General features: G+C 46.8%; 11 protein-coding genes and 1 pseudogene. 4 read left to right on the top strand and 8 right to left on the bottom strand.

Features of this window, described 5'->3' with window-relative positions; all coding sequences use genetic code 11:
• A pseudogene (locus tag B9T16_RS21605) lies at positions 1-310 on the top strand (hypothetical protein); the annotation flags it as partial.
• A 75-nt stretch (positions 311-385) separates the two neighbouring features.
• Here B9T16_RS21605 and B9T16_RS21610 read toward each other — a convergent pair.
• From B9T16_RS21610 to B9T16_RS21620, 3 genes are all read right to left on the bottom strand, one after another.
• Positions 386-637 (bottom strand): hypothetical protein, encoded by a 252-nt coding sequence (locus B9T16_RS21610; RefSeq protein WP_410245720.1) that lies wholly within the window; start codon positions 635-637, stop codon positions 386-388.
• Between the two features lie 614 nt (positions 638-1,251).
• Entirely contained in the window at positions 1,252-1,854 is a 603-nt protein-coding gene (locus B9T16_RS21615) for a Uma2 family endonuclease (RefSeq protein WP_317268783.1), read from the bottom strand.
• A 114-nt stretch (positions 1,855-1,968) separates the two neighbouring features.
• A complete protein-coding gene (locus B9T16_RS21620) occupies positions 1,969-2,562 on the bottom strand; it encodes a phycobiliprotein lyase (protein WP_410245721.1) in 594 nt (197 codons plus the stop codon).
• 233 nt (positions 2,563-2,795) lie between these two features.
• Between B9T16_RS21620 and B9T16_RS21625 the strand changes: the two genes are divergently transcribed.
• A complete protein-coding gene (locus B9T16_RS21625; protein WP_410245722.1) occupies positions 2,796-2,963 on the top strand; it encodes an NblA/ycf18 family protein in 168 nt (55 codons plus the stop codon).
• A 91-nt stretch (positions 2,964-3,054) separates the two neighbouring features.
• On the opposite strand, the gene pstB (B9T16_RS21630) is transcribed toward B9T16_RS21625, so the two are convergent.
• From pstB (B9T16_RS21630) to pstS, 5 genes are all read right to left on the bottom strand, one after another.
• Positions 3,055-3,882 (bottom strand): phosphate ABC transporter ATP-binding protein PstB, encoded by an 828-nt coding sequence (gene pstB / locus B9T16_RS21630; protein WP_006617870.1) that lies wholly within the window; start codon positions 3,880-3,882, stop codon positions 3,055-3,057.
• Positions 3,883-4,113: 231 nt separating this feature from the next.
• The gene (gene pstB / locus B9T16_RS21635; protein ID WP_410245723.1) at positions 4,114-4,923 is read right to left on the bottom strand and encodes a phosphate ABC transporter ATP-binding protein PstB; all 810 of its coding nucleotides are present in this window, start codon (positions 4,921-4,923) and stop codon (positions 4,114-4,116) included.
• A gap of 67 nt (positions 4,924-4,990) precedes the next feature.
• The gene (pstA, locus tag B9T16_RS21640) at positions 4,991-5,896 is read right to left on the bottom strand and encodes a phosphate ABC transporter permease PstA (RefSeq protein WP_006617872.1); all 906 of its coding nucleotides are present in this window, start codon (positions 5,894-5,896) and stop codon (positions 4,991-4,993) included.
• Between the two features lie 80 nt (positions 5,897-5,976).
• On the bottom strand, positions 5,977-6,942 hold the full coding sequence (pstC, locus tag B9T16_RS21645) for a phosphate ABC transporter permease subunit PstC (protein ID WP_410245724.1): 966 nt from the start codon (positions 6,940-6,942) through the stop codon (positions 5,977-5,979).
• Positions 6,943-7,236: 294 nt separating this feature from the next.
• The gene (gene pstS / locus B9T16_RS21650; protein ID WP_006617874.1) at positions 7,237-8,313 is read right to left on the bottom strand and encodes a phosphate ABC transporter substrate-binding protein PstS; all 1,077 of its coding nucleotides are present in this window, start codon (positions 8,311-8,313) and stop codon (positions 7,237-7,239) included.
• 512 nt (positions 8,314-8,825) lie between these two features.
• On the opposite strand from pstS, the gene bioB reads away from it, so the two are divergent.
• Together bioB and B9T16_RS21660 are read left to right on the top strand one after the other, a co-directional pair.
• On the top strand, positions 8,826-9,977 hold the full coding sequence (gene bioB, locus B9T16_RS21655; protein WP_410245725.1) for a biotin synthase BioB: 1,152 nt from the start codon (positions 8,826-8,828) through the stop codon (positions 9,975-9,977).
• Between the two features lie 3 nt (positions 9,978-9,980).
• The coding region (locus B9T16_RS21660) for a biotin transporter BioY (RefSeq protein WP_410245726.1) at positions 9,981-10,328 on the top strand (348 nt) is incomplete at its 3' end.

Genomic DNA, 10,328 nt, shown 5'->3' on the forward strand with positions numbered 1-10,328 from the left:
TATCGCTAAAGCCGCCGGACATCTCGAAGCCAATGGCGGCGAGTTCAGGGTTGAGGCTGTTCATTCCGGGCGATCGCTTGCTGATTATATCCAACAGATGAGCGATCGACCAATCATCATCACCGTTGACGCTCAAGCCACTGCTGTCCTGATTCCGATTCGGGATGCGGATCTAGAAACCGCGAGTCTGAGTTTGAATCCTAGTTTTATCCAGATGTTAACAGAATCGCGAATTAGACTCAAAACAGAAGGCGGGATATCATTGGCACAACTGAACCAAGAATTGTCAGATTGCCATTCCCCCACTTAAACCATCGAGTTGATGGCGCGGTTCAATCTCCCTGAACAAGGCGGCTACAGGCGTTTGTATCTAGCAGATACACCATTAAAACTCCAGAGGCTGACGAGTCTCATAAACCATGTTTAGACAATCCTCGAGGTCATCACCAGACCAAGTTCCGGCGTGTCTCAGTAAAGAGCGATCGCCAGCCGGACGAAAGGGGGTAGAGTTGTCTGGAGATGGGGACTGGGGTGGGCGAGAGAGAACTGTCACCCGCACTTGGCATCCTGCTAAGGCATCGGAATAGCTGACAATTTCTTCCCAAATTCCCTCGATTTCTAGCGGTTTTCCGGTCATACAATTTCCCCTTGAATAATTACGCTTAAATTCACTATAGCCAAGGTTATATGAACCCAGAGCGATCGCACCAGGAGTAGGTTGGGTGAACGCAGGAAACCCAACATCTTAGTAGGTTGGGTGAACGCAGGAAACCCAACATCTTAGTAGGTTGGGTGAACGCAGGAAACCCAACATCTTAGTAGGTTGGGTGAACGCAGGAAACCCAACATCTTAGCATTAGGAGTAGGTTGGGTGAACGCAGGAAACCCAACATCTTAGCATTAGGAGTAGGTTGGGTGGACGCAGGAAACCCAACATCTTAGCACCAGGAGTAGGTTGGGTGGACGCAGGAAACCCAACATCTTAGTAGGTTGGGTGAACGCAGGAAACCCAACATCTTAGCATTAGGAGTAGGTTGGGTGGACGCAGGAAACCCAACATCTTAGCACCAGGAGTAGGTTGGGTGGACGCAGGAAACCCAACAAATCAGTAGGTTATATGAACCCAGGAAACTCCACAAAAACTTAACCACCCCCAGCCTAGCCGACTGTGTTGGGTTTCGCGATCGCTCCACCCAACCTACTAGAAACCCCGTTTATTAAATGTTTCCGTGGCTGATATAACCCCGATTTTTAGGATTGGGGGGGATTTTCGGGGGAGGTGAAAATATTGCCCGCTGCGAAAATATCTCCGATATTTAACCTTAATTCTGGGAAAACTTGCGAGACTATTTGTTGATTGTCCGTCAAAACAGTTTCTTCATATAAACCCTCATCCAGCCGCAAAACCGATATCTTATTTAACATCGGATCTACAATCCAATATTCCGGGATTTCCGCCGCCGCATATTCGGTTCTTTTGTACCTATAATCTCGGTTTACGGATTCGGGACTGACTACTTCCACCACTAGGAGGGGTGGAGTTTGAAAAACTGCAGATTCATCCAACAATTCTACAACTTTTTCTCTGGAAACGACACAGACATCCATCAATCGCGACTTCCTCGGTGAGGTTCTCACCCCGGCTTCTTTCAAACACAACCAAGGTGAATTAATCCGACTTATTTCGGCTTTCAAAGTATCCCGGATAAAATCGGCGATCAGCAAATGTCGGATGGTTGGTGGGTTTATGATTTCTAATTGTCCATTGACTAATTCATAATGGTTGTCTGTGCCATCGTCATATTTGAGGTAGTCTTCAAAAGTATATGTTTTGTCGGTGGTTATAGATGTCATGGCTATGGTATAATGGTTTCTGAATGGGTTATTGAGATCCAGGCAGTTAGTAGCTGCTAAAACACCAACACTAACTCCCCCTGAAAATCTTTCGACTTCAGGGGGGTTACGGTTTTACCAACCCAAAGCTGAGATAAAACCAACAGATGGTTTTTCGGCTTCGGAAGTTGTGGTTGTGTTAGAATCAGAGTCGATGCGGATTTCTGTGCAGAAGGTGGAGGTGTTGAAGCCTCCGAACCGCTTGACCGCACTCGATCGCATTCTAACATTAGAACCAACAAACCAAAAGCGTTCAATAGAACTCATGGTTTCATATTCGGTTATTAAGGTTAAGCCGTCCTCTTCGTCCATTTCAAAACGTCCAATCACCGGGACAATTTCCGCATAACCCCTTTCCCGCAGCATTCGACCCCGGCGCGGATCGTCTGGGTCTGGTACGATCGCAAATACCGTAGAACCCTTATGGTTTTCGTCTTCCTTATCCCAAGCCATTTCGCCATTCCAGGTGACATGAGCCCCCCCCGCCGCCAAACTCGGGTCAATATCGTGCATTTTGCAGATCTCGGCTACCTGGGGGTCCTCAGCGGTAAGGGAGGTTACATTAATATCGGAAAATCCTTTTTCGGCTTGACGAAAAGCTAGGTGATGGGTCGTCCTTAGCGATCGCCATCTTCCGGCACTCATATTAAAAAATTCTATAGCATCCATTAGCTTAATCTCCAGTCTGACGGCTATCCGTTTATTTTATGGCAGTTAGGGCTGAGTCTGTGGCTATCAGATCGGAAAATCCAAAGTTTTGTTAAATAGATTAGTGCCTAAATGTCCATCATGGACAGATTGTCAAGTGTATGTTACGATAATTTACATTCCAGGTAAACAAAAGTTACGGTTTGGCCCAAAACCGTACTCTCACCCCTAGAATTTCAGAGGAGGAGCGAACAATGCAAACCCCAGGAAATCTAAGCATAGAGCAACAATTCAAGCTCAAGGTTCTCCAGGAACAAGTCAAACACCTAAGTTTAGAAGAAGCTCAGGAGTATCTAGTCGAGGTATTTCGCCAAGGGATGGTTAAGGATAACTTACTGAAAAACTGGATGAAAGGCGCATAGCGTCAAAACACGAGCAACCAATCACCACAACCAGAGGGAGGTCAGACAAGGCTGATTAAGTAGCTTCTGACCTCTTGGGGATAGGTTGTGCTTAACCAAAGCGACCACTAACATATTGTTGTGTGGCTTCTTGTTGGGGATTTTGGAACAGACTGTGAGTATCGCTAAACTCGACCAGGTAGCCAAAACGCTTGCTACCATCTTCGGCTTTGGCGTTAAAAAAGGCAGTCATATCGGCGACCCTAGTTGCTTGCTGCATATTATGGGTAACGATAATAATAGTGTATTGTTGTTTGAGTTCAACAATAAGTTCTTCAATCCGCATGGTAGAAATGGGGTCTAAAGCGGAGCAAGGTTCATCCATGAGAATTACATCAGGTTGAACGGAAACAGCGCGCGCAATACATAGACGTTGTTGCTGACCCCCAGACAAAGCCAAACCACTTTGTCGGAGTTTATCTTTGACTTCATCCCAGAGTACAGCCTGACGAAGCGATCGCTCTACAATTTCATCCATATCACCTTTGGACTTAGCCAAACCATTGACGCGCACCCCATAGGCGATATTTTCATAAATAGACTTAGGGAAGGGGTTAGGCTTCTGAAAGACCATACCAATTTGTCTTCGCACTTGGACAGGATCGACAATTGGATCGTATAAATTCTGACCCTGATAGTAAATATTCCCGGACAACCTAAAGCCTGGAATCAAATCATTAATGCGATTAAAGCAGCGGAGAATAGTAGTTTTACCACAGCCAGAGGGTCCAATAAAAGCGGTTACCCGTTTTTTAAGAATGTCCATAGTCACGCCACGAACCGCCTTAAAATCCCCATAGAAAACATCAAGATTTTGAGCATGGATAACTATATCGGTATCAGTCAAATTAGCAGTATCGGGAATACTCGCATCCATCATCAGCAGTTAACTCCTGAATTGTTGAGTAATTTATTAGGTACAAATCGAACCCCAAAAACTGGATTACTAGAGTTGGGGAATTAATTGGATATATAGCCGAGTGATGAGAGTTAATAAGTATAACCGTGAATATCACCGCCGCCGGATGGAAGTCCGGGGGGGCAAAGGTTGAATTTTACCCATCATCATGTAATATTGCTATATATTGAGGTTTAAATTGAGGTTTACGGTTTAGCCAAAACGACCACTGACATAATCATGAGTTCGCTGGTCTTGGGGACAGGAAAAAATGTTTTCAGTGGTATCTACTTCGACTAGATAACCAACCCGCTTACCACCTTCTAGGGCTTCGGCGTTAAAGAAGGCGGTATAATCAGCTACGCGAGAAGCCTGCTGCATATTATGGGTAACAATGACAATGGTATAATGTTGCTTGAGTTCAGCCATCAAATCTTCAATTCGCATGGTAGAAATGGGGTCTAAAGCGGAACAGGGTTCATCCATCAAAATAACATCGGGTTGAACAGCGATCGCCCTAGCGATACATAAACGTTGCTGCTGTCCTCCCGATAGAGAAGTCCCCAACTTTTTAAGATTATCCTTCACTTCATCCCAGAGGGCGGCGCTGCGTAGGGCTTTCTCGACCCTCTCCTCTAGGTTATCTTTAATGCCATTTACCCGCAAACCATAGGCGACATTATCATAAATAGTCTTAGGGAAAGGGTTAGGCTGCTGAAAGACCATACCAATGCGGCGGCGGACAACGACCGGATCAACTCCCTTGTGATAGAGGGGTTGACCTCGGTAATTCAAAAGCCCTTTAACCTCAGCACCGGGAACCAGGTCATTAGTGCGGTTAAAGCAGCGTAAGAGGGTACTTTTACCACAGCCAGAGGGGCCAATAAAGGCGGTAATTTTACGATCTAGGATATCCATATTAACATCCCGGAGAGCGATCGCACCGCTGTAGTAAACGGATAGATTTTTAATCTCAAAAATGCGCCTAGTATTTACGGACACATCATCAATATATTGTTGCATGGTTTCTCCAATTAGTCAAGCTAAAAGAACATTGAGGCAGAATAGGCGAGTTAACAAGCTAGTTAAATTAAAATGCTTTTTTCCTGCTAAAAAAGCGGGCTAAAACACTGAAAATGAGGACAAGTGACAACAATACCAAGGCGGCAGCCCAAGCCAAAGTCTGAGAGGCTTTGTAGGGAATAATCGAGAAAAAGTAAATCAAGATAGGTAAGGTAGAAACTGGTTCCCAAACATTAGCCGCCCAGAAGTTATTGTTAAAGGAGGTAAAAAGTAAGGGTGCGGCTTCTCCGGCGGCGCGGGCGACAGAGAGAACAACACCGGTGACAATAGAAGTTAGGGCGGCGGGTAAGACAATTTGAACGACAGTTTGAAATCGGTTGGCACCAATACCGGTTGCAGCTAACCGCATTTCATTAGGAACCAATAACAAGGCTTCTTCGGTAGAGCGAATAATAATGGGTAACATCAAGACAGCCAAAGCGACCCCACCAGAAAAAGCGGAAAATCCTCCCATGGGTTTGACGACAATGGAGTAAGCAAATAGGCCACATAAAATGGCGGGAACGCCGGTGAGTACATTACAGGAGAACTTGACCAAGTAGGCTAACTTAGTACCGCGACCGAACTCGGCTAGATAAATGGCAGCAATGACACCAAAGGGAACGGCAATCATGGTAGCAATTCCGAGGGTCATCAAGCTACCGATAATGGCATGACCAAAACCGCCCTCAGAGAGACCGGGAGGGGGTGGTAATTTAGTGAAGATATCGGGAAAGACTAAAGCGCCTGCGCCTTTTTGAAAGACGCTAACGAGAACCCACAGCAAGGGAATGATGACTGTGGCGGCAAAGACCATGGTTAATACGGTTAATATCCGTCCGAAGAGACGGCGATGGCGGGCCATGGTTTTCTCGCTAATATCGAAACTATCGCCTTCAGAAGGAAAGGAAGGCTGACGACCTGGATTATCCATAATTTATGTTTGCTAAACTTAGTGGGGGATTGACTCAACCAAAAACTAAGGTCAAGAAACTAAGGTCAAGGTCAGAAACCTTACTCAATATTCTGAAATCGACGAATTACGAGTTCCGCCAAAATATTGACGACGAGGGATAGCATCATCAGGACTAAACCTGCGTACATGAGGGCGGCTACTTGGGTGCGTCCGGCTTCGCCAAATTGGGAGGCGATGAGACCTGTAATAGTTGCTCCGGGCTGTAACCATGATATGTCAATGCGGTTAGCGTTACCGACTAGCATGGCGGCTACCATGGTTTCACCCATAGCGCGACCCATTCCCAACATGACGGAACTGATAATGCCAGATAAGCCGGCGGGGATAAGGACTCTGATAATGGTTTCCCAGCGGGTGGCTCCTAAGGCGAGGGAACCATTGCGGAGGTCTCTGGGTAAAACTTCAAAGGTGCTACGGGTGATGGAGATGATAATGGGGACAATCATAATGGATAGGACTAAACCGACCAGTAAGAGGTTATTACCGGAGGGGGTAGCGCCACCGAAAAAGGGAATCCAGCCGAAGTAGCTGTTGAGAAATCTAAAAACGGGTCTGATGACTGGAATGAGGACAAAAATCCCCCAAATGCCTAAAACGACGCTGGGGATGGCGACAATTAGCTCGATCGCAAAGGCGATGGGAGTTGTCACCCATTTAGGAGCAAAGCCTTCGGTGAGGAAGATGGCGACACCAATGCCCAGGGGAATGGCAATTAGTAGGGCGATAAAGGCGGTAACTAAGGTTCCATAAATTTGGGGTAGTACGCCATATACGTTGGTTACGGGGTTCCAGGTTGTACTGACTAAAAAACCGAGACCAAATTCGCGAATGGCGGGGGTAGCTTCGATGGCGGTTTGTACGATTACCCAAAGTAAAACGGCTCCGGCACCAATAGCCAGGAGTAGGGTTAATCCCCAAAAGCCGATATCGATGACTCGAATGGTGCTGGTTCGTTTTTCGAGGCTACGGCTGGGTAATTGATTTAATGGATCAGCCAGGGTCATGATGTTGTTTTGTCTCCTCTTGGAATGACGTAGGGTGGGTCACATTGGATCAGCTATTGGGGAAACCAACCAAGTTTGTGCTGTGACGCACGGTACGGGGTATTTACAGGAAAGAGCGATCGCTGGGACTAGGGAAGTGTGGGAGTAGTTATCAGTTATCCATGGAACAGGAAAAGGCTAACTGAGTGGCTTGTGACTACACCCACACTCTGGGCTATATATCCCAACTACAGAAAAGTTTCGGTAATGGGAGTACCAAAAATATGGAACTCCTGAATTATCTAAGGGATTCTGTTAGTTGGCGTTGATGGTGTCAAAGACGGCTTTAATCCTTTCTACTAAAGGATCAGGGGTGGGAACGAAAAGGAGTTCTTCTGCTAAGGCTCTACCTTCTGGACCCAAGGACCATTCAAAAACCTGACGCATGGCTTGCCATTTGGCATCGTCTTCATAGTTTTGATAGATCATCACCCAAACTAGACCGACAATGGGGTAAGACTCAGCACCGGAGGGGTCAGGAACTAGCAAAGCAAAGTTATCGGGTACGGGTTCATCAAGTAAGGCTTTAGCTGCTGCTTCTGGAGATGGGGCGATAAAGTTTCCGGCTTGGTTTTCGATTACGGCTGAGTCAATGTCGTTGAGGGCTGCATAGGCATAAGATAGGTAGCCAATGGCTCCCTCGTTTTGTTGAATGGAGGCGGCAACACCTTCGTTTCCTTGACCGCCAATACCTATGGGCCAGTCTACGGAGGTGCCGGCACCAGCAGGCCAGTCAGGACAGATTGTATTAATGTGGTTGGTAAATACAAAGGTGGTTCCACTACCGTCGGAACGGTGAGCGAAGACAATGGGTAGGTTAGGAAGATTGAGGTTGGGGTTATCGGCTGCGATCGCCGGATCAGTCCATTGAGTAATCTGTCCGGTCACGATACCACAGTAGGCTTGCCGGGATAGGCGGAGTTGGAGGTTATCAATTCCTGGGAGGTTATAGGAGAAGGAAATAAACCCTCCGGTCATGGGAATTTGAATGGGATCGTGGCCGTGGGCGGCGATGAAGGATGCTGTGCGATCGGCTGAGTCTGTGATCGGTGCTTCACTGGCTCCGAAGTCTACTGTGCCGTTGATGTATTGCTCTAAACCGGCTCCACTACCTACGGACTGATAACTAACTTGTACGTTGGGGTCTACCTGGCGGTTATAGGCATCAAACCAACGTTGAAATATGGGGGCGGGAAAGGTCGCCCCAGCGCCGCTAATGGATATTCTTTGGCCGCCAGTTTCTCCATCTTGGGGGCCAGGAGCGCAGGCGGTGGCTCCTAATAGTATTGGTAGGGAGGCTACTGCTAAAAGGACTTTGCGATTGAGAACCATGAAAAATACGTCCACTTGGTGAAACGACTAGGAAATCAGATGAACAATAACCGATTAAGGTTCTGGTTTAATTTGATACTCAGGTACAAAAACAGACTTTAAGCCCGATACCTACACAAGAAATTACCACAAGATTGATGACTCCACAAGGGGAGTTGGTGGTTAGAAAAAAATCTAAAGATTTAGCTTAACTTGGTTTTGCTGTCAAGGATAACCTAACCTTAAACTAATCTTAATCAAGGCTAACTTGACTATAGGTGGCTGGTATGGTGCTGTTTTTATTAAATTCTAATTGGGGGGAACATCTTATGTCAAAGAAAGGCGGCTTATTTAGTCTGAGCTGTGGGGAGATTGATAAATTTTAGTAGCACCTAACTTTACCAGAGGGAGGAAAATTAATGAATAATTAACAATTGCAATCTATGGCCACGGGGTGGGGTTGCCATTGAGCTTGGGGTGAGATGATGGTACGATGGGGAGATTAAGGTAATTACGCAGTTTAAGGCTTAATCGTGGTTCAAGCACTGCCATCAACTAACCGTCAGTCCGAACTCAATGCTGAGTATTGGTCGCTCACACCTAGGAGTCAGACAACAGAGCAACTATCGCAGTGGCTCAATTCCCTGGCTGACCGGGTAATTGGGGGCGATCGCATTGGTCGAGAAGAGGCGATCGCACTGACTGAAATCGAAGGAAATGATCATATTCTACTGCTGTGCGAGGCGGCGGACCGAGTACGTCAAGCCTGTTGTGGCACAATGGTAGATTTATGTAGCATTATTAATGTCAAGTCGGGGAACTGTTCGGAAAATTGCAGTTTCTGCTCCCAGTCGGTTCACCACCCTGGGGAAAATTCGCCGATTTATGGGCTAAAATCCCCAGAGGAAATTCTGGCTCAGGCGAAAGCTGCGGAAGAAGCTGGGGCTAAAAGGTTTTGTTTGGTTTCTCAGGGACGGGGTATTAAGTACAATAGCCCTAAGTCTAATGAATTTGAACAGATCCTGGAGACAGTTCGCCGCATTCAGGCGGAAACTTCTATTAAACCCTGTTGTGCTTTGGGAGAAATTACCCCACAACAGGCTCAGGCTTTGGCGGAAGCGGGTGTGACTAGGTATAATCACAATCTGGAATCTTCTGAAAAGTTTTACGGTAATATTGTGACGACTCATAGTTGGGACGATCGCATTCAAACTGTGAAAAATATCAAGGCTGCTGGTATTCAAGCCTGTACGGGTGGCATTATCGGTATGGGAGAAAGCTGGGAAGACCGTGTTGACCTGGCTTTAGCATTGCGGGAACTTGAGGTAGAGTCGGTTCCGATTAATTTACTGAACCCCCGTGAAGGAACTCCTTTGGGGGGGCGCTCCCGTCTTGACCCATATGAAGCGCTCAAGGCGATCGCTATTTTTCGCCTACTCCTCCCAGAGCAAATTTTGCGATATGCAGGGGGACGGGAAGCTGTTATGGGAGAATTACAAGCGTTAGGTCTGAAAGCGGGGATTAATGCCATGCTGATTGGACATTATCTAACTACTATGGGTCAACCCCCTGAAAGCGATCGGGCTATGTTAGAGTCTCTTGGTCTTGAGGGTGGAGAGGCTCCTATTCCCGGACAAAAACCAGACCAAAAACACCAGACCACAACCTCAAGTATAACTCCCTGACAATTGATACCACCAGTTGAATTTTTATGGGCGATCATTGGCGTACTTCTGACTATCGGTGGCACCTTCTTGGAAGCGTTTGTCACCGACCCCTCTAGCCTTTGGAGTCAGCCTAACATTCAGATACATTCCTTGGGTGTTACCTATCAGATCGGAGCGGTTCTACTGGTGGGCTGTATGGGGGGCAAAAATGCGGCTGCTATGTCTCAAATTGCCTATCTCGCCTTGGGTTTGACGGTTTTACCTGTTTTTTCCCAAGGAGGGGNGTTCGGCTACCTCGCAGAGCCTACCTTTGGCTATCTATTGGGTTTTGTTCCCGGTGGTTGGGTCTGTGGTTTTTTGGCTTTTAGT

The organism is Arthrospira sp. PCC 8006, assembly GCF_046480465.1.
GTDB classification, from domain to species: domain Bacteria; phylum Cyanobacteriota; class Cyanobacteriia; order Cyanobacteriales; family Microcoleaceae; genus Limnospira; species Limnospira platensis.